Genomic DNA, 18,154 nt, shown 5'->3' on the forward strand with positions numbered 1-18,154 from the left:
GCCGATCATGCTGCCGGGGCGGCACGTCATCAATCTGGGCACGCTGGCGGGTATCCTCGGCCTGATCGCCTTCTACACCATCCAGATCGAGGCGCCCGAATGGGTGTTCTGGACGGTACTCGCCCTCTCCTTCCTGATCGGTTTCCTGCTGATCATCCCGATCGGCGGGGCGGACATGCCGGTCGTGGTGTCGATGCTGAACAGCTATTCGGGCTGGGCAGCCGCGGCGATGGGCTTCACGCTGGGCAACACCGCGATGATCATCACCGGCGCGCTGGTGGGAAGCTCGGGCGCGATCCTCAGCTACATCATGTGCCGCGCGATGAACCGCAGCTTCATCAGCGTGATCGCCGGCGGCTTCGGCGCGGAAGCGGCGAGCGGCGGCGGCGAGGCGAAGGAACAGCGGCCGTGGAAGCGCGGCTCGGCCGAGGACGCCGCGTTCCTGATGTCGCAGGCCGAACAGGTCATCATCGTCCCCGGCTATGGCATGGCGGTGGCGCAGGCGCAGCACGTGCTGCGCGAAATGGCCGACAAGCTGAAGGAACATGGCGTCCGCGTGAAATACGCCATCCACCCCGTCGCGGGGCGCATGCCGGGGCACATGAACGTCCTGCTCGCCGAGGCGAACGTCCCCTATGACGAGGTGTTCGAGCTGGAGGATATCAATTCCGAATTCTCGCAGACCGACGTCGCCTTCGTCATCGGCGCGAACGACGTGACCAACCCGGCGGCCAAGACCGACAAGACCTCGCCGATCTACGGCATGCCCATCCTCGACGTGGAGAAGGCCAAGACGGTGCTGTTCGTGAAGCGCAGCATGGGCGGTGTCGGCTATGCCGGCGTCGACAACGACGTCTTCTACATGGACAACACCATGATGCTGCTGGCTGACGCCAAGAAAATGGTCGAGGAAATCGTCAAGTCGCTCGACTGATGCCCGAGATGCCTCCGATCTGAACCTGTTTCTCCGCGCTTATTGCTACCGGTTTCCTTTTCCATCCGTTTCGGATCAAGTGCGACTCGTCCGAAATGGCGGCAATGCGCATGAAACGAGAGAGGAACAGGGGAGGGTCAGGCAATGAACATCGCCACGGCGACAGAGGATATCCACTACGACGACCGACAATCCGCGCTGGTCGTCAGTGACGACAGCGCAGCGGCAAGTGCGGCCCGCACCGCGGCCCGCGATGCCGGCGTCCGCGTGGTCGGAGCGGTCGCGATGGCCGAGGCGGTTGCCTGGCTGGCTGATGCCGCCGGCCCCGACATCATCGTGATCGAGACTGCCGGCGCCGATTTCGAGACCGCCGACCGCGCGCTGGAGACGATCGACGTCATCGCCCGCGAACGCGCGATCGACGTCGTGGTGGCGATGGCCGACGGCGATATCGATCCCGTCGCGGCGCAACTGTTCGGCCCGCACGCGCGGCTGCTCGACCAGCCCGACGTGGCCCAGCGCGTCGCGGCGCTGCGCTGGGCGGGGGGCATGCGCGGCGCGCGCCTGCACGACAGCTCGCGCGACGCGGACGAACGGCTGCGCCGCCTGAACGAGGAGGTGGCGCGCTTCGCGGACACGCTGGCGAGACTGGGCGCCGAGCGCGCGCCGCCGGGCTTTGGCCAGGTCCGCGACGGCGGCACCGGTTTCCGCACCGAGCCCCCTGACGAGCCGGTCGGGGCGACGGACCCGGCCGAGGTCCGCGATGTGATCCGGGCACGGCGAATGCGCGCCGGGTTCTTTGCCGACGACCTGTTCGCCGATCCGGGCTGGGACATGCTGCTCGACCTGTTCGCCGCCGACCTCGAACATCGCCGGGTCTCCGTATCCAGCCTGTGCATCGCCGCGGCGGTGCCGGGCACCACGGCGCTGCGCTGGATCGGATCGATGGTCGAGGCCGGACTGTTCGAGCGATACGCCGATCCGCACGACCGCCGCCGCGCCTTCATCACCTTGTCGGCCGAGGCGCAGGGGGGAATGCAGCGTTACTTCCACGCCGTACGTCGGGCCGGGCTGGCGCCGGCGTGAGCGGTTGCGGGCGAGGCCGGCTTGACAAGCAGGCACGTCGCGGCAAAGCCGCGTCGTCGGACGGCGCGATCGCGCCGCCGGCCGTGCTCGGCGCGGTGCGCCCCGGCTCCGCTGGGTCGTCTCCTCGCCCGCGCATGGGCGCTTAGCTCAGTTGGTAGAGCATCTCGTTTACACCGAGAGGGTCGGCGGTTCGAGCCCGTCAGCGCCCACCATCGCTAAAGTTTCCGTACCAGCGTGGCGGCGGCGGCGATCCAGGCCGGATCGGTGACGACCTGCTGCCGCCCCCCGGCGCCGAGTGGAAGCAGGTGGAGCCGGTCACCTTCGCGGCCGATCAGCCGGCCGAACATGAACCGTCCAGCCGGGCGCGGGACCAGCACGTCGCGATTGAGCGCGCGCGCGAAGTCAGCAGGGGCGAGGCGCTCGCACCAGATCTCGTCCCCGGCGCGATAATCGCCGATCCCGCCCGACACGGTCACCGCGATCATCGCGCCGTCGGGGCGCGGAGCCACCACCGTCTGCGCCCGGCGCGGTGCGGCAGCCCCGCCCGCGTCGAGTATCGCGGCGACGGCGACATCGGGCCGGTCGGGCAATGTCACCAGATCTGCGGCATCGACGCCGAGCGCGGAGGCAATGCGGTTCAGCCAGGCGACCGACACAGTCCGGGTGCCGGTTTCCAGACGTCCGATCGTCTGCGCCGTCGTCGGCGGCCGACAGGCGCGGGCGACGTCGTCGAGCGTCATACCCTTTGCGCGGCGGACTTCGCGTATCGCGGTAATCATTCGGCCTCCAGATAACCGTATCGGTTAAATCACTTTCCTACATGGCTGACGTTATGGCAAGTGCGGAGAATCGGAACAAAAGGAGAATATATATGCGCGAGCTTGTCGAGCGGAGCTTCGAGGATGGACGGCTGGTAGCGCGCAAGGCCGCATCCGGCGGGCGGACCGTGACGGTTAACCTGGCCGAATCGCCGCTGTCCTGGCTGCGCGCGCGCGGGCATATCGACGCGCGCCAGTATGAGGCGGGCGAGCGATTGCGGGCGGATTATGAAACCGCCGCACTCGGCCCCCGCGTCACGATGCGATGGGATGCCGCCCCGGCTTCGCGCGGAGCGCGCGGGGCGGATGCGCCATTTGATCCGACGCTTGCGGGGATCGCGGCCAAGCGGCGCTTCGATGCCGCGATCGCCGCCGCGGGGCCGGGGCTGAGCGACGTAATGTGGCGCGTGGTGTGCGCGGGCGAAGGGCTGGCAACCGCGGAAAAGGGGCTGGGCTGGCCGGCGCGGGCGGGCAAGCTGGTGCTTGGCCTGGCGCTCGACCGGCTCGCCGATCACTACGGGCTGGGCTGAACGGGTGCCGGGGGGCGGGCGATCAGGCGGTTGTAGGCCCAGCCGATGCCGATCAGCGCGATACCCAGGCCGAGGAACGACAGGATACGGAGCACCCCGCCGAGCGCCGCCACATCGACCAGGAAGACCTTGACCGTGACGAGCGTCAGCAGCGCCAGCGCTGCGACGCGCAGATCGCGGTGGCCGCCGACCAGCCCGCGCCACAGCCAGACGGTGGCGAGCAGCAGGAAGGCGGCCGAATAGCCCCAGGTCTCGCCGCTTTCGAGGTTTCCGGTGAGCATGGTTCCCTGCGCGAACTGACGGACGCCACCGGCCACCGCGACGACGACGAGCAGGAACGCGAACCGCCGCCAGCGCCTCTCCGGCAGGCCGTACCAGACCGCCAGCGCGAGCAGCGCGGGGAGCAGGACCGCGAGGTTGAGGATCGGAATGCTGCCGACGGCCTGGGGGATGACGACGGGGTTGAGGATCAACAGGTCCAACCAGACGAACCGAATGGCGGCAAGCGCGAGCAGCGCCTGACCGGTGCGGAGGAAGCGGCCGTGGCGGATGAGGCCCCAGCCCGCGCCGGCAAATGCCACGGTGATGGCGGCGCGTTCGGCGAGTCCAAGGCTGACGAAGGCCGGGTCGGCAGCGATGCGCAGCACCTGCTTGGCGAGTGTATAGGCGACCAGTACGCCGGCGATCGCGAGCGCGATCGTCACGGGACGGCGGGCTCCGCCATAGGCGCCGGGCAGAGCGAGCAGCGCCGCGGCGGCGAGGACGGGAGCGGCGACCATGCGCACCATGTCGGCAAGCGGGGGCAGCAGCGGCCATATGAGGCGGGTGCCGGCCAGCGATCCCAGCCCGGCGCTGATCCATGCGGCAAAGACCTCGGCGGCTAGCAGCGCGATCGCGATCAGGATGAGGGCGGGCAGGCGCAGGACATCGCGGTCGGCGATCAGGCGCCCCCAGAAGGCCATGGCGACGAGCACCGGAACCAGCGCGACCGGTGCCCAGGACCAGCCGGCGAGTGTCGCGAGGCCGGTCGCGGCGAGCAGGGTCGCCGCTGCCGATCCGCCGACCAGCGCGGGGTCTCGGGCGTCTGCTACATCGCGGTGGCGCCAGGCAAGCAGCAGGGCGGCAGCCGCTGCCGCGAGTTCGAACATGGTCCAGAGCGCGGCGGGAAGAAGGTCGTCGGCGAACAAGTGTGCCGCCAGCAGCGGCCCGGCGAGGCCGACCAGCGCGATGAACGGCCACAGCGTTGCCCGGCGCGAGAAGGCGATGCCGTTGCCCGCGAAAAGTAGCGAGGCGATGGCGGCGGCGACCGGCGTCGCGCTGCGTTCGGGTGCGACCAGGCCCGCGGCGACCAGCACGGTGACGAGGCAGGCGGCGGCGAGCGCCGCCGGCAGCAGCGCGCGATCACGCCATCCGAGCACCAGCGCGGTGGCGGCGAGGACGAGGTGGAAGATCCAGGCGATCGCGCCGAAATCAAGCGTCGGCGCGATGACCAGCAACTGGACCAGGCCGGCGATCATCGGCGCGGCGCGCAGCCAGCCGGCACCCACGCCCGTACGCGGCAGTGCCAGCGTCGCACCGATCGCCAACGCGACGACGAATGCCCCGACCGCGGCGGTATCGCGCCCGTCGAGCAACAGGATCAGGAGGTTCGCCCAGCCAAATCCGGCGACAACCGCCGCGAGTGCCAGCCACACCCAGCCGCGATGCGCCGCCAGGGCGAACAGCGCGGCGATGAACAGCGCGAGATAGGCGAGCAGCGGCCCGATCCCGGCAGCGTCGAAGCCGGCGACCATCGGTGCGGCGAACCCGCCGATCAGCGCCATGATCGCCGTCGGCGGGCCGTGGCGCAGCGCGAGAAACAGCGCTCCGGCCGTGATCACGATCATCAGCACGAAGCCGGCAAACGGGCCGACCAGATGATATTGCGCGGCGGCGACGTACAGCGTGCCATAGGCGCTGGCGGTGCCGGCACCGGCCAGCACCTGGCCGACGCGGGGATCGTCGCGGGTGGCGGGAAGCCGTCGCGCGATTTCGCTGGCGGCGATGAGCGCGACCGAGAACAGAGCGGCGAGCGCGACGCGCACACCAGGCCCGAGCAGTCCACTCTCGATCGAGTAGCGCACCAGGAAGAAGGCGGCGATGACGAGTGCGGCGCCGCCGACCCAGATCGGCAACTGGCCGCCTATCAGCGATTCTAGGTTGCGGGGGGGCGGGGCCGGTTCGGGGCTTGTCGGTTCTTCGGCCTCCACCGGTGGCGGGGCGGTGCGGGCGATCCTTGCCGGGGCGCGTACCACGGCCGCCGCCGCGCGGGGCGCGGGTTCGACCGGTTGTGGCGGTGCCGTTTCGGGGAGCGGATCGACCTGCGGCGGCCCACGCAGTGCAGCGACCTCCGTCTCCAGCCGGGCAATGCGGCGATAGCCGACCACGAAGGCGACCAGCGTCGCGATCCAGAGAAGCGCTGCGAACTCCACGCCGCAGTGATAGGTCGGACGGGGCCGAAGGGGAAACAGCTTCGCGTTGCAGTTTGCAACTTATATCGCTATTGCTCGGCGGAAACTGATCGGAGGATTGCGATGATCGTCTACGGCTCCACCTTGTCGCCTTTTGTTCGCAAGGTGATGGCTTTCCTCGCCGAGAAGGGCCTGGAGGCCGAACTCAAGCCGGCCGGCCTGGGGCGCGGCGGGCCGGATTTCGATGCGGCGAGCCCGTTCCGCAAGATGCCGGCATTCTCGGACGACGACTTCACCCTGTGCGATTCGAGCGCGATCGTCGCCTATCTGGAGGCGAAGCATCCCGATCCGAACCTGATCCCGGCAGAGCCGCGCGCGCGCGGCCGGACGATCTGGTTCGACGAATTCGCCGACACGATCGTGATGGCGGCGGGCGGAAAGATATTCTTCAACCGCTTCGTCGCGCCCAGGGTTCTGAAGCTGGGTGGAGATGAGGAGATCGCCGCGGCGGCCGAGCGCGACGAACTGCCGCCGCTGCTGGAGTATATCGAGCGTGTGATCCCGGCGTCGGGGTTTCTGGTCGAGGACCGGCTGACGCTGGCCGATATCGCGGTGGCCAGCCCGTTCGTGAATTTTCGGCATGTCGGCGTCGCGATCGACGGGGTACGGTTTCCCAAGACGCTCGCCTATGTGGAGGCGATCCTGGCTCGCCCGAGCTTCGCGGCGATGGTTGCGGCGGAGGAGCGGTTCGTTAAAGCGGCGGGGTGATGTGGATCGCCTTCACCAAATGCCATGGCAGCGGGAATGATTTCCCGCTGATCGACGCGCGCGGCCTGGATATCTCGAAGGGCGACTGGCCGGGGATCGCCCGCGCGCTCGCCGATCGCGCCGGGCCGGTGGGCGGCGACGGCATCCTGTTGCTTTGCAAAGGAACAAATGGCGCGGATTTCGGATTCAGGATGCTGAATTCGGATGGCAGCGAGGCGGAAACGTGCCTGAACGGCCTGCGCTGTGTCGGGCGGGCGGGGTTCGAGGCGCTGGGGATCGAGCGGGCCGAGGTTTCGCTGATCGGGTCGCGTGCGACCGTCGCGCATGTCGGTGACATCATGCCGGGGGTATATGGTGTCGAGACGCGTGCGGGGCCGGCATCGACCGACCCGGCGGACGTCGGCATCCGCGTCGCCGCGCCGGTGATCGACGCGGCGGTGGCCGGCCTGCCGAGTGACCGGCGCTTTACGGCCGTCGCGATGCCGAACCCGCATCTGATCGCGTTCGTCGAGCGGGTCGACGATGACGAGCTGTCGACGCTGGGTGCGTGGTGCGAGGCGCGACCCGGCCTGCTCGTCGATCGCGCCAACGTGTCTTTCGTCGAGGTGCGCGACGGCGACCTGTTCGTGCGGACGTGCGAGCGCGGAGTGGGGCTGACCAACGCCTGTGGCAGCGCGATGGCGGCGTCGGTATTCGCCGCGGGGCTGACCGGGCGGGTATCGTTCGGGGCATGGGCGACGGTGCTCAATCCCGGCGGCCGGGTCCGCGCGCGGGCGGACGCTCCGGCGGATGGCGGGATCGTGACGATCCAAGGCAATGCGACGTTCGAATGGGACGGCAGCGTCGAGGTCGATCCCGACCGCGGCACCGCCGGTAACCTGATCGTGACGCGGCGCCGCGACGACGAGGTCGCCGCCTGGGAGGCGCTGGTCGCCGCGATCTGACGTTGCCTTGTGCCCGGCGTCCGCGCATCATCGGCGCGAAAAGGGGAGCATCCGTATGATCCGATACCTACCGGCCTTCGCAATCGTGGCGGCGATCGTCGCTCCGGCCCACGCGCAGACCCCCGCCGCAAAGGCCGAGGTGGCCAAGGGCGTCGAGGCGCGGGCGAAGCTGGGGCAGGTGGTGAACGACACGCTGTTCAGCTTTGCCGAGCTGGGCTTCCAGGAGGTGGAGACCGCGCGCTACCTGACAGCTCTGCTCGAGAAGGAAGGCTTCAGCGTCGAGCGCAATGTCGCCGGGCTGCCGACCGGCTGGACCGCGCGGTGGACGAACGGCAGCGGCGGGCCGGTGATCGCGTTGGGCAGCGATATCGACGGCATTCCCAAGGCAAGCCAGACCCCCGGCATCCCATGGCGTCAGCCGATGGTGGAGGGTGGGCCCGGCCATGGGGAGGGGCACAATAGTGGTTTGGGGCTGCAGATCGTCGCGGCGCTGGCGGTGAAGGACTGGATGGTCCGCACCAAGACGCCGGGCACGCTGGTGATCTGGCCGGGCGTCGCCGAGGAACAGCTGGGCGGCAAGGCCTATTTCGTGCGCGAAGGCGTGTTCAAGGATGTCGATGCGGCGATCTTCACCCATGTCGCCAACCAGTTGGCGACGAGCTGGGGCCAGCCTTCGGGGACCGGAATGGTCAGCGTCGAATATCAGTTCAAGGGGGAGAGCGCACATTCGGCGGGGGCGCCGTGGCGCGGCAAGTCGGCACTGGACGGCGTGATCGCCATGGCGAGCGGCTGGGAAATGCGCCGCGAGCACCTGCGCCCCGAACAGAGATCGCACTATGTCATCAGCGACGGCGGCGATCAGCCCAACGTCGTCCCGTCGGAAGCGGCGATCTGGTTCTACGTGCGGGAGCAGGGGTTCGATTCGATCGCGGCCATGCTGAAGACCGCCGACGAGACGGCGGAGGGCGCCGCGAAGATGACGGGCACCACCGTCACCCGGCGCATCCTGGGATCGGCGTCGATCCAGCATTTCAACAAGCCGATGGCGGAAGCCGCGCAGGCCAATATCGTCGCGGTGGGCCTGCCCAAATGGGATGCCGACGACCAGGCGTTCGCCCGCGCGGTTCAGGCGAACGTCGGCGCGACCGTCAAGGACGGGCTGGAAACCAAGCTCGCCGCGTTCGGCCCGCCACCCGCCGAACCCAGGTCGGGCGGGTCGGACGACATCGGCGACGTCAGCTGGACGGTGCCGACGATCACCATCCGCTATCCCTCCAATATTCCAGGACTTCCCGGGCACAACTGGCGGAACGCGATCGCGATGGCGACGCCGATCGCGCACAAGGGCGTGCAGGCCGGCGCCAAGGCGGTGGCGATGACGGTGGTCGACCTGCTGACGAAGCCGAAGCTGCTGGCCGACGCCAAGGCCTATTTCGCGACCGTCCAGACCAAGGACCAGAAGTACGTCCCCGTGCTGGCAAAGGACGACGCGCCGGCGACGTGGATGAACGCCGACATCATGGCGCGGTACAAGCCCGAGCTGGCGAAACGATATTATGATTCGGAGCGGTACGGGACGTATCTGGAGCAGCTGGGGGTGAAGTGGCCGACGGTGGGGACGGGGCCGGAGAAGTAAGGCGGCGGGCGGTTCCCTGCTCCCGGTCACGGCGGTTGATGACGCGCCCATTGGGAACGACAAGTCCCGCCCCGGCGAAACCAAATGGATGCGTAACAAGGTGGGCAAGACCACTACGGTCAGCCTCTTGGTGAGCGGCGCGGATATGGGCGCCAAGCCGTCCTAGCGGACGATGATGAGGACGAATGTCGGATAGGGTGGCTACCCAACTCGACAAGTTCAAGCAGGCCGCGCGCGACCTTGAGACCGACGACGACCCCAAGCTGTTCGCAGAGAGGCTAGGGAAACTGGTGAAGCACAAGCCATCTAGGGTCGATCCGGACTCAAATTGACGTTGACAGGCTGGGCGTGGGTGCGCGATTTCTGGGGTCGAGTTTTCCCGATTTGCGCGTGGGAGTTGCAAAATTGTACAGGCAGCACGCAGGGCGCGGCACGGACTCTCCGTGGTATCAGGGTTGGGAAATTACCGAGCGTAAGCGAGCCATCTTCCGCGCCACCACGATCGCCGCGCAGGAGGCAAAGCGGGCAGCGTTGCGCGGTGAAGGGGCTGCGGCGGCGCATCCGATATACACCCCCCGGCTGAACCCGGTCGATCTCATGCCACAATACGCCCGTAACGGCCTGACCGCTTTGTCACTGTTCAGCGGTGGCGGCGGCATGGACATTGGCTTTGACCGGGCTGGCTTCGGGCACGTCGCCAATTACGAAATCATGCAGGGCGCGGCAGACGTCCTGAAAGCTGCCCATCCAGACTGGACCGTCTTTGGCGGCGAAGCCGGGGATGTGCGGCGCGTCAACTGGAAGCCGTTCAGGGACAAAATCGACGTTCTGCACGGGGGGCCGCCCTGTCAGCCGTTCAGCAATGCCGGTCGTCAAAACGGCGCGCAGGACGTGCGCGACATGATCCCTGAATTTGTCAGGGCCGTTAAGGGGATTCGTCCACGCGCTTTCGTTTGCGAGAACGTGAGCGGCCTCGCATCCAAACGGTTTGAGGATTACGTTGAGGCTACGATTCTGAGCCCGTTGCGCCGTAGTTATGTCATCCACCAGTTCATCCTCGACGCCGCCGACTACGGCGTTCCCCAGACGCGTCGCCGGGTCTTTTTCGTCGGTTTCAAAAACAAGGAGGACGGGAAGCGCTTCGAAGCGCCAGCACCAACCCATCGGCAGGAGCGATCATCGGAGTTCGCACACAATCTACCCCCGACCATGGGGGTGCGCGAAGCGTTGGGCTTGCCGCATAGTGGCGTTGATGGACTATCCCCTACTTTGCGCAGCGGGTTGACCGGGCCGCGCCATACTACGAGTGTGCTCAGCTCCGTGTCCGCTTTAAAGCTTTGGAACAAACTGGGCGTATGGCCCAACGGCGTCGCTGCGGATCGCGCCGCTGCAAGCGCCTATGTCGCCAGGGACGGTCACTACCGGCTGTCACTTCCGGACTGCCTGGTTCTTCAGGGCTTTCCGGGCGATTGGCCGGTGAAGCCGCCGGTCTATTTCGCTCTGGGTCTTATCGGCAATTCGGTGGCGCCGCCTATGGCTTATCAGTTGGCCCGGTCGGTGGCAGCGGCTTTGCAGCGCGATACTCCCTGACGAGTTGTCTTAGCTCAGAAGCATAATCCTGATCGATCTTGGGCCAAGGGGCGAGAAAGGCATCAGGAATGTGGGGATTGTTTAAGGTGGAGCCGCGCTCGATGATGTAGCGCGCGCGATCTTGGAAGATCTCCAACATATTCTCGGGACTATAGTTGTCACCATCATCCATAGCTGCCGTATACTCGGCCGCGGTCATCTGGTTTTTATGAAGCTTCTTCGCATCCGCCATCGTGTATGCGGCCTTTTTTCCTATTATCTCATACATTATTTCAAGTGTAATGTGCCCGGGCACGTGTTTCGCAAGTTCGAAATCCGCTTTGATGTAGTTCCATTTTTCTTCGATCCACGGTCGCATGGCGTCGGGTGAGCCGTAGCGACAGTAGAGCAACCTCCCGCCTTCGAAGTAGGCCATGATCCAATGCTTGTTCCGCCATTTCGCAATGTGATCTGGGCCCAGATCGCGAACGGTGCTGATGCCACCGCGCTTCGTGGTCACTGACTTCAGCTCGAACTCATATTCGTGGCCGTCGAGCTTGAGCAGGGCGTCCGTACCGTGCCGCACTCGGTCAGGGGCTTGGATCAAATTGAACAGATCGATCAGGCGATTTTCACGCGCATCATCTTGAGCAACGCCAACCACAGAACTCTCCCCTGTTCTCGCGTCGGCGAGCCAAACAGGTAAGCAAGTATGGTGGGCCCCGCAGCCGAGTCAAATTTCCACCACGAGAGCTGGGTTTGTAAAGGACATAATCGCCTAAAAGGTGCCAGATCGGTTAAATCAGCTTGACATCGTCACGCTGATCTGGCACATAACGGGAACGCTGAAGAATTGCGAGTCGGGGCGGGCGGTCATTCGGGAGGGTGATCGCGGCATGGCGAGGCCGTGCCGTTGGTCGGAGGCCAAGCCTTCGCCGGCCGACCCCGGCCGTGACGCGCGATGGGGGCTGTCGCGCGGCCTTCGGCGGATTGCGAGTCGGGAGGGGCGCCCGGCTCGTGGCGGACGGGCCGGGCATCCTTGCCGGATGCGCCGGTCCGTCCGCGTCTTGCGGGGGATGACGATGGGTGACGAGGTGATCCGGGCGAGCGGCGGGCGGGTGTTGCAGAAGCGCGACGGTCGGCTGGCGACCGAGTGGACGGACGAGCAGCGGCAAATGTTCTTCGGAACGCTGGCGCAAAGCTGTCACGCCGCGCGCGCGGCCGAGACGGCGGGGATTTCGCTCGCCCAGGCATATTACAAGCGGCGGACCGATGCGGTGTTCGCCGAGGAATGGCGGATCGCGCTGGAGAACGGCTACGAGCGGCTGGAAGAGGAACTGCTGCGCCTGGCGATCGAGGGGCTGGAAGGGGCCCGCGAGCGGGTCGCGGTGGCGGCCGCCGCGGTCGAGGCGCACCGGCCCGGCGCGGGCATGCCGCGCAAGATAGACGGATCCGCGGACGTGCAGCTGGCGCTGGCGCTGCTCAACCGGCACCGCGCGAGCGTGCAGGGCGGCGGCAAGCCATCGAAGACGGCGCGCCGCTGGACGCCGGAGGAGACAGATGCCTTCCTGCGCAAGCAGCTCGACGCGCTCGCCGCACGGCTCAAGCCGGTGAAGGCGTGAGCGGGCGCCGTGGACGCCGACCGGTCGACACACTGGGGGAATTCGCCAGACTGCCGGCCTTCCACCGCGATCGCATCCTGACCGCGATGCCAATCGCGGCGCGCCGCGAGCTGGCGGTGCGGTGGCGGCGTTGGGCCCATGATGGGCAATATGAGCCGGAAGGGGACTGGCGGGTGTGGCTGATCCGCGCGGGGCGCGGGTTCGGCAAGACGCGCGCGGGAGCCGAATGGGTGCATATGGTCGCGCGCGCCCATCCCGGCGCGCGGATCGCGCTGGTCAGCGGCACGGCGGACGACGTGCGGCGGGTGATGGTGGAGGGGGCGAGCGGGCTGCTGGCGGTGGCGCGCGACGACGAGGCGCTGAAATGGTCGGCGTCGACGGGCGAGCTGCGCTTTCCCGAGGGCGTGGTGGCGACGGTATATTCGGCGGCGGCGCCCGAAGGGCTGCGCGGGCCCGAGCATCATTTCGCCTGGTGCGACGAACTGGGCAAATGGGGTGCCGGCGGCGGCGGCGGCGAGGCGGCGTGGGACAATCTGATGATGGGCATGCGGCTGGGCGAGCGCCCCCGCGTGCTGGTGACGACGACACCGCGCAGCCATGGGCTGATGCGGCGGGTGATCGCGCTGCCCGGCCTGGCCGAGACGAGCGGGCGGACGCGCGACAACCCGCATCTGCCGACGAGCTTCGTCGAGGCGGTGACGGCGGACTATGCCGGCACCCGGCTGGGGCGGCAGGAGCTGGACGGCGAACTGATAGAGGAGGTGGCGGGTGCGCTGTGGACCCGCGCCGGGATCGAGGCGTGCCGGGTGAAGCGGCGGCCGGCGCTGGTGCGCGTGGTGGTGGCGGTCGATCCGCCGGCGAGCGCGGGGGGCGATGCGTGCGGTATCGTCGCGGTCGGGCTGGGGGCGGATGGGCTGGGCTATGTCATCGCCGACGCGAGCGTCGCCGGCCTGTCGCCCGAAGGCTGGGCGCGCGCGGTGGCGCGGTGCTTCGCCCGCGTGAAGGCCGACCGGGTGGTGGCCGAGAAGAACCAGGGCGGCGACATGGTGATGAGCGTGCTGAAGGCGGCGAACGCCGGCCTGCCGGTGACATTGGTCCACGCCAGCCGGGGCAAGGCGGTGCGCGCCGAGCCGGTGGCGGCGCTCTACGAAGCGGGACGCGTGCGGCACGTCGGCGCGTTCCCCGCTCTGGAGGACGAGATGTGCGGCATCGTCGCGGGCGGCGGCTATGAAGGGCCGGGGCGATCGCCGGACCGGGCGGATGCGCTGGTGTGGGGGCTGACCGAGCTGATGCTGCGCGGGCGCAAGAGCGCGCGGGTGCGGACGGTTTAGGCGCGCTCCCCTCCCTGGAAGGGAGGGACGTTTCTTGGGGAGATCGACATGGGTTTGTTCGGACGCAAGTCCGGGCGCGAGGTTTCGCGTCCGGCGTTGGCGCGTGGGGGAAGCATCGCGGCGCTGGGGGACTGGCCGAGCGGGTACGAGGCGCAGGTGCGCGCCGGATACGCCGGCAATCCGGTAGCGCAGCGCGCGGTGCGGCTGATCGCGCAAGGGGTGGGCGAAGTGCCGGTCGAGGCGTCGGACCCGGCGGTCGCCGCGCTGATCGGCGCGCGGCCGGGCGGCAATGCGCTGATGGAGGTGCTGGCGGTGCAGTTGCTGCTGCACGGCAACGCCTATGTGCAGGTGCTGGGCGACGGGCGCGGCGGGGTGGCCGAGCTGTTTCCGCTGCGCCCCGAGCGGGTGAGCGTCGAGGCGGACGCGGGCGGATGGCCGGCGGCCTATCGATACCGGGTGGGCGAGCGGGTCGCGCGGCTGATCGCGGACGACACCCGGCCCGAGGTGATCCACATGCGGACCGTCCATCCGCTCGACGACCACTATGGGCTGGGCTGCCTGGGCGCGGCGGCGGGGGCGATCGCGATCCACAATGCGGCGACGAAGTGGAACAAGGCGCTGCTCGACAACGCCGCGCGGCCGAGCGGGGCGCTGGTGTATGATCCCGGCGACGGATCGGCGCTGTCGGGCGAGCAGTTCCAGCGGCTGCGCGCCGAAATGGAGGCGGGGTTCGCCGGCGCGGCCAATGCCGGGCGCCCGATGCTGCTGGAGGGCGGGCTCAAGTGGCAGGCGATGAGCCTGTCGCCGGCCGATATGGATTTCGTCGGGCTGAAAGCGGCGGCGGCGCGCGAGATCGCCCTGGCGTTCGGCGTGCCCGCGATGATGCTGGGGCTGCCGGGCGACGCCGCCTATGCCAATTACCGGGAGGCCAACAAGGCGCTGTGGCGGCTGGCGATCCTGCCGATGGCGGGGACGGTGCTGAAGGGCCTGGCGCACGGGTTGCGCGGGTGGTTCCCGGACGCGACCATCGACATCGATCTGGACCGTATTTCGGTGCTGCACGACGAGCGCGAGCGGCTGTGGCGCAGCGTCACGGCGGCCGATTTCCTGAGCGTCGCGGAAAAGCGCGAGATGCTGGGCTTCGCGCGCGAGGTGGAAGCGTGAACGCCGCGGTGCTGGCGCAGCTGATGGCGCAGGGAAACAGCGACGGCGCCGACTTGGCGACGCTGCGCGCGATGGTGGAGGAAGCGGGCGACCTGGGCGCTGGCCGGGCGCTGATCCGGCTGGGGCTGGCCGACGATGCGGCACACGGCGACCTGGCCGAGTTGCGCGAGCTGCTGAGGGCATGGCGCGATGCCAAGCGATCGGCGGTGCGATCGGCGCTGGGCTGGGTGGTGCGGATGGTGCTGGCGCTGGTGCTGGTGGGGATCGCGGTGAAGACCGGGTTCGCGCTCAAGTGATCCGCTTCGCAGGCTATGCGGCGGTGTTCGACGCGCCCGACCGAGGCGGCGACGTCGTGCGCCGTGGCGCCTTTGCCGGGGCCGGGCCGGTGCCGCTGCTGTGGCAGCATCGCGGCCGCCCGGTCGGCGCGATCGAGAACATCGGCGAGGATTCGCGTGGGCTTCGAATCGTCGGGCGGATCGATGCCCCCGACCTCGCGGTGCTGGTCGCCGGTGGCGCGATCGAGGGGCTGAGCTTTGGATATCGGACGCTGGAGGTGCGGCACGGGGTGCGGCGCGAACTGCGGCGCGTGGCGCTGGTCGAGGTGAGCCTGGTCGCGCAGCCGATGCAGCCGCTGGCGCGCGTGCATGCGGTGGAGCCGTGCTGAGCTCGCGAGCAGTGGAAGCGGGTCGCGAGCGCGGCACGGCCGGCCGGCGGGTGGCGTAGCCGGCCCGTCCGACGACGTGGCTGCGCCACGTCGCCCCTCCACCACTCGCCCCGGCGAGCGGTCGCCCTCCCCGAGCAAGCTCGGGGAGGACTTTTCACACGAAGGAGAAAGACATGATCGAAGCGAGTTTTGCGGCCGTGGAAGGCCAGGGCGTGCCGGCGGCACGGCCGCTGCTGTCGGGCGCGAGCCGGGCGTCCGGCGGGTTCGAGAGCTTCGTGCGATCGGGCAGCATCGTCGAGATGAAGGCGCTGGCGGGGACCAGCGATGCGGCCGGCGGATATGCCGTGCCGCGCGAGATCGACGCGATCATCGACGCGACGCTGGCCAGCATCTCGCCGATCCGTGCGATCGCCAATGTGGTGACGGTGGGGAGCGCGGGATATCGCAAGCTGGTGACGAGCGGCGGCACGCCGTCGGGCTGGTCGAGCGAGACCGGCGCGCGAACCGAGACCGCGACGCCGACGTTCAACGAGATCGCTCCGCCAATGGGCGAGCTGTTCGCCAATCCGGCCGCCAGCCAGGCGATGCTGGACGACGTGGGCTTCGATGTCGAGGAATGGCTGGCCGGCGAGATCGCGACCGAGTTCGCGCGGGCCGAGGGCGCGGCGTTCGTCAGCGGCAACGGCACCAACCGGCCCAAGGGCTTCCTGCAGCAGGCGACCGCGGCGACCGGCGACGGCGCGCGGGCCTGGGGCACGATCCAGCACGTCGCGAGCGGCGCTTCGGGGACGTTTTCGGCAAACCCGGAGGAGAAGCTGATCGACCTGGTGCAGAGCCTGCGGGCGCCATACCGGCAGGGCGCAAGCTTCGTGATGAATTCGGCGACGCTGGCGCGCATCCGCAAGTTCAAGACGAGCGACGGCCAGTTCCTGTGGACGCCCGGGCTGACGGCCGGGCAGCCGGCGACGTTGCTGGGCTATTCGGTGGTCGAGGCGGAGGACATGCCCGACATCGCCGCGAACAGCCTGTCGATCGCGTTCGGCAATTTCCGCGCGGGATATCTGATCGCCGAGAGGAGCGAGACCCAGATCCTGCGCGACCCGTACAGCAACAAGCCGTTCGTCCACTTCTACGCGACCAAGCGCGTCGGCGGGTGCGTGAGCAACAGCGAGGCGATCAAGGTGATGAAGTTCGCCGCCAGCTGAGCCCGGGTTTGCGCAGGCAAACCCGGGACTCGGCAAGGCCGGGCAGCGGGGCCGGCACGGCCAGCTCCGTCTGACAGCCTTGCCGGCGACCACAAGGCGCGGGCGACGAGCGCCCGCGCCCGACCACGCGGCTGTGCCGCGTCGGCCTTTCCACCGCTCTGCGAGCGGTCCCCCTTCCCCCCGGCATGCCGGGGGAGGATTTTCTTCCGGAGCATCCAATGGCAGACCAGTTCCTATCCTTCGCGGACCAGCCGTCCGCGCCGGCGACGCGGTGCGTGGCGGTGACGCCGCACGACAGCAACGCGCTGACCGACATTCCCAAGGCTTTGTATGTCGGCACCGGCGGCAGCATCACGATGCGCGGCACCGGCGATGGCGGCGACCGCATATGGGCGGGCATCGCCAGCGGCAGCGTGATCCCGTTCCGCGCCAGCCATATCCGTGCGACGGGTACGACCGCGTCGAACATCCTGGCGCTGTACTGACATGGCGGCGTTCGGCTTCGGCCCCACGCTGGGGCTGCGGTGGCGGGGCGGACGGCGGGGGTTCGACTTCACCGGCGGCATGCTGTCCGCCGGAGCGACCCTGGCGCGATCGTCGGACGCGACATTCGTCGACGCCGCCGGCCGCGTGGCGATCGCGGCGAGCGACGTGGCGCGCTTCGATCATGATCCGGTGTCCGGCGGGCTGCGCGGCCTGCTGATCGAGGGCGCGGCAAGCAATGCCGTCGCACGCAGCACGAGGATCGACAGCGCCCCCTGGTCGGCAGGCGGTGTCGCGCTGGCCGGTGCGCTGGCGCCCGATGGCAGCGACGATGCCGTGATGATGACGGATGCAGGCGCCGACTACGGGCTGGTCGGCCAGGATGTCGTGCGCGACGGTCCGCTGACGGTGTCCGTCCATGTCGCCAAGGACGGGGTGGCCCCGGCCACGCGGTTCGTGATGCTGCGGCTGACGCCGGGCGGCGACCTGAGGATCGATACCGCGACTGGAGCGGTGGCGGGATCCGAGGTGACGGGATCGATCGACTTCGGCGATTTCTGGCGATGCTGGATGACCGTCCCGGTCGGCTGCCTGACGCTGAACATCTTTCCGGCGGTGGGCCAGGGCCTGTTGACCGACGGCTATTCCGACGCGGTGACGGGATCGGCGACGCTGTGGGGGGTGCAGGTGGAGGCCGGCACGGCGCCAAGCTCGCTGATCGTCACGGGCGACGGCCCCGGCACCCGTTCCGCCGACGTGCTGACGCTCGACTGGGGCAGCCGGGGCCTGGCCGATGGCGCGGCGGCGATCCGATACGGGTTCGACGACGGATCGAGCGTGGTGGCCGACATCACGATCGCGGGGGGCGTGGCAGCGGTGCCGACCGACCTGCCGCGCCGTCACCTGGCGTGGGCCGAACCGGCATGACGGGCAATCTACGAGGAGGCGGA

19 protein-coding genes and 1 tRNA gene are annotated in these 18,154 nt (G+C 68.7%); 17 read left to right on the forward strand and 3 right to left on the reverse strand.

The annotated features are described in order from the left end of the window. The 3 genes from VYI76_RS13275 to VYI76_RS13285 form a co-directional block, all read left to right on the forward strand. Nucleotides 1-934, forward strand: a 934-nt coding sequence (locus VYI76_RS13275; protein ID WP_326525280.1) for an NAD(P)(+) transhydrogenase (Re/Si-specific) subunit beta, incomplete at its 5' end; no start/stop codon positions are given. A gap of 144 nt (nucleotides 935-1,078) precedes the next feature. Beyond that, the gene (locus VYI76_RS13280) at nucleotides 1,079-2,020 is read left to right on the forward strand and encodes a MarR family winged helix-turn-helix transcriptional regulator (RefSeq protein WP_326525281.1); all 942 of its coding nucleotides are present in this window, start codon (nucleotides 1,079-1,081) and stop codon (nucleotides 2,018-2,020) included. A 136-nt stretch (nucleotides 2,021-2,156) separates the two neighbouring features. Then, nucleotides 2,157-2,232 (forward strand) — tRNA-Val (locus VYI76_RS13285). Nucleotides 2,233-2,235: 3 nt separating this feature from the next. Here VYI76_RS13285 and VYI76_RS13290 read toward each other — a convergent pair. Then, the gene (locus VYI76_RS13290) at nucleotides 2,236-2,799 is read right to left on the reverse strand and encodes a helix-turn-helix domain-containing protein (protein WP_326525282.1); all 564 of its coding nucleotides are present in this window, start codon (nucleotides 2,797-2,799) and stop codon (nucleotides 2,236-2,238) included. A gap of 92 nt (nucleotides 2,800-2,891) precedes the next feature. Between VYI76_RS13290 and VYI76_RS13295 the strand changes: the two genes are divergently transcribed. Then, nucleotides 2,892-3,368, forward strand: coding sequence for a DUF6456 domain-containing protein (locus VYI76_RS13295; RefSeq protein WP_326525283.1), 477 nt, complete (start codon nucleotides 2,892-2,894; stop codon nucleotides 3,366-3,368). On the opposite strand, the gene VYI76_RS13300 is transcribed toward VYI76_RS13295, so the two are convergent. Further along, entirely contained in the window at nucleotides 3,353-5,839 is a 2,487-nt protein-coding gene (locus VYI76_RS13300; RefSeq protein WP_326525284.1) for a DUF2339 domain-containing protein, read from the reverse strand. The two genes, VYI76_RS13295 and VYI76_RS13300, sit on opposite strands and share 16 nt — an antisense overlap. Before the next feature lie 147 nt (nucleotides 5,840-5,986). Between VYI76_RS13300 and VYI76_RS13305 the strand changes: the two genes are divergently transcribed. The 5 genes from VYI76_RS13305 (at nucleotide 5,987) to VYI76_RS13325 (ending at nucleotide 10,756) form a co-directional block, all read left to right on the forward strand. Continuing rightward, nucleotides 5,987-6,586, forward strand: coding sequence for a glutathione S-transferase family protein (locus VYI76_RS13305; RefSeq protein ID WP_443018962.1), 600 nt, complete (start codon nucleotides 5,987-5,989; stop codon nucleotides 6,584-6,586). Beyond that, a complete protein-coding gene (gene dapF / locus VYI76_RS13310; RefSeq protein WP_326525716.1) occupies nucleotides 6,586-7,530 on the forward strand; it encodes a diaminopimelate epimerase in 945 nt (314 codons plus the stop codon). Before VYI76_RS13305 ends, dapF begins: the two co-directional genes overlap by 1 nt. Nucleotides 7,531-7,585: 55 nt before the next feature. Further along, nucleotides 7,586-9,166, forward strand: a complete 1,581-nt coding sequence (locus VYI76_RS13315) for an amidohydrolase (protein WP_326525286.1) — start codon at nucleotides 7,586-7,588, stop codon at nucleotides 9,164-9,166. Between the two features lie 185 nt (nucleotides 9,167-9,351). Next, the gene (locus tag VYI76_RS13320; protein ID WP_326525287.1) at nucleotides 9,352-9,498 is read left to right on the forward strand and encodes a hypothetical protein; all 147 of its coding nucleotides are present in this window, start codon (nucleotides 9,352-9,354) and stop codon (nucleotides 9,496-9,498) included. Between the two features lie 73 nt (nucleotides 9,499-9,571). Then, a complete protein-coding gene (locus VYI76_RS13325; protein ID WP_326525288.1) occupies nucleotides 9,572-10,756 on the forward strand; it encodes a DNA cytosine methyltransferase in 1,185 nt (394 codons plus the stop codon). On the opposite strand, the gene VYI76_RS13330 is transcribed toward VYI76_RS13325, so the two are convergent. Next, the gene (locus VYI76_RS13330) at nucleotides 10,698-11,399 is read right to left on the reverse strand and encodes a hypothetical protein (RefSeq protein WP_326525289.1); all 702 of its coding nucleotides are present in this window, start codon (nucleotides 11,397-11,399) and stop codon (nucleotides 10,698-10,700) included. The genes VYI76_RS13325 and VYI76_RS13330 overlap by 59 nt on opposite strands. Nucleotides 11,400-11,781: 382 nt before the next feature. Between VYI76_RS13330 and VYI76_RS13335 the strand changes: the two genes are divergently transcribed. The 8 genes from VYI76_RS13335 (at nucleotide 11,782) to VYI76_RS13370 (ending at nucleotide 18,131) form a co-directional block, all read left to right on the forward strand. After that, the gene (locus VYI76_RS13335; RefSeq protein WP_326525290.1) at nucleotides 11,782-12,357 is read left to right on the forward strand and encodes a hypothetical protein; all 576 of its coding nucleotides are present in this window, start codon (nucleotides 11,782-11,784) and stop codon (nucleotides 12,355-12,357) included. Beyond that, complete coding sequence (locus VYI76_RS13340; protein ID WP_443018963.1) at nucleotides 12,354-13,688, forward strand: DNA-packaging protein; 1,335 nt, start codon at nucleotides 12,354-12,356, stop codon at nucleotides 13,686-13,688. Before VYI76_RS13335 ends, VYI76_RS13340 begins: the two co-directional genes overlap by 4 nt. A gap of 48 nt (nucleotides 13,689-13,736) precedes the next feature. Then, on the forward strand, nucleotides 13,737-14,852 hold the full coding sequence (locus VYI76_RS13345; RefSeq protein ID WP_326525291.1) for a phage portal protein: 1,116 nt from the start codon (nucleotides 13,737-13,739) through the stop codon (nucleotides 14,850-14,852). Beyond that, nucleotides 14,849-15,148 (forward strand): DUF6127 family protein, encoded by a 300-nt coding sequence (locus VYI76_RS13350; protein WP_443018964.1) that lies wholly within the window; start codon nucleotides 14,849-14,851, stop codon nucleotides 15,146-15,148. Before VYI76_RS13345 ends, VYI76_RS13350 begins: the two co-directional genes overlap by 4 nt. Next, nucleotides 15,148-15,516: an HK97 family phage prohead protease gene (locus VYI76_RS13355; RefSeq protein ID WP_326525719.1), complete on the forward strand. Its 369-nt coding sequence runs from the start codon at nucleotides 15,148-15,150 to the stop codon at nucleotides 15,514-15,516. Before VYI76_RS13350 ends, VYI76_RS13355 begins: the two co-directional genes overlap by 1 nt. A gap of 173 nt (nucleotides 15,517-15,689) precedes the next feature. Beyond that, the gene (locus tag VYI76_RS13360) at nucleotides 15,690-16,721 is read left to right on the forward strand and encodes a phage major capsid protein (protein ID WP_326525292.1); all 1,032 of its coding nucleotides are present in this window, start codon (nucleotides 15,690-15,692) and stop codon (nucleotides 16,719-16,721) included. A gap of 218 nt (nucleotides 16,722-16,939) precedes the next feature. Continuing rightward, a complete protein-coding gene (locus tag VYI76_RS13365) occupies nucleotides 16,940-17,206 on the forward strand; it encodes a spike base protein, RCAP_Rcc01079 family (RefSeq protein ID WP_326525293.1) in 267 nt (88 codons plus the stop codon). Nucleotide 17,207: 1 nt separating this feature from the next. Continuing rightward, nucleotides 17,208-18,131 (forward strand): phage head spike fiber domain-containing protein, encoded by a 924-nt coding sequence (locus VYI76_RS13370; RefSeq protein ID WP_326525294.1) that lies wholly within the window; start codon nucleotides 17,208-17,210, stop codon nucleotides 18,129-18,131. The last annotated feature ends 23 nt before the right edge of the window (nucleotides 18,132-18,154 follow it).

Source organism: Sphingomonas sp. (assembly GCF_035910975.1).
GTDB lineage: Bacteria > Pseudomonadota > Alphaproteobacteria > Sphingomonadales > Sphingomonadaceae > Sphingomonas.

Bases quoted from the DNA above. Each gene is read 5' to 3' on its own strand.
- VYI76_RS13365 (WP_326525293.1), top strand. From the start codon at position 16,940: ATGGCAGACCAGTTCCTATCCTTCGCGGACCAGCCGTCCGCGCCGGCG.
- VYI76_RS13370 (WP_326525294.1), top strand. From the start codon at position 17,208: ATGGCGGCGTTCGGCTTCGGCCCCACGCTGGGGCTGCGGTGGCGGGGC.
- VYI76_RS13345 (WP_326525291.1), top strand. From the start codon at position 13,737: ATGGGTTTGTTCGGACGCAAGTCCGGGCGCGAGGTTTCGCGTCCGGCG.
- dapF (WP_326525716.1), top strand. From the start codon at position 6,586: ATGTGGATCGCCTTCACCAAATGCCATGGCAGCGGGAATGATTTCCCG.
- VYI76_RS13280 (WP_326525281.1), top strand. From the start codon at position 1,079: ATGAACATCGCCACGGCGACAGAGGATATCCACTACGACGACCGACAA.
- VYI76_RS13320 (WP_326525287.1), top strand. From the start codon at position 9,352: ATGTCGGATAGGGTGGCTACCCAACTCGACAAGTTCAAGCAGGCCGCG.
- VYI76_RS13315 (WP_326525286.1), top strand. From the start codon at position 7,586: ATGATCCGATACCTACCGGCCTTCGCAATCGTGGCGGCGATCGTCGCT.
- VYI76_RS13305 (WP_443018962.1), top strand. From the start codon at position 5,987: ATGGCTTTCCTCGCCGAGAAGGGCCTGGAGGCCGAACTCAAGCCGGCC.
- VYI76_RS13290 (WP_326525282.1), bottom strand. From the start codon at position 2,799: ATGATTACCGCGATACGCGAAGTCCGCCGCGCAAAGGGTATGACGCTC.
- VYI76_RS13360 (WP_326525292.1), top strand. From the start codon at position 15,690: ATGATCGAAGCGAGTTTTGCGGCCGTGGAAGGCCAGGGCGTGCCGGCG.
- VYI76_RS13335 (WP_326525290.1), top strand. From the start codon at position 11,782: ATGCGCCGGTCCGTCCGCGTCTTGCGGGGGATGACGATGGGTGACGAG.
- VYI76_RS13295 (WP_326525283.1), top strand. From the start codon at position 2,892: ATGCGCGAGCTTGTCGAGCGGAGCTTCGAGGATGGACGGCTGGTAGCG.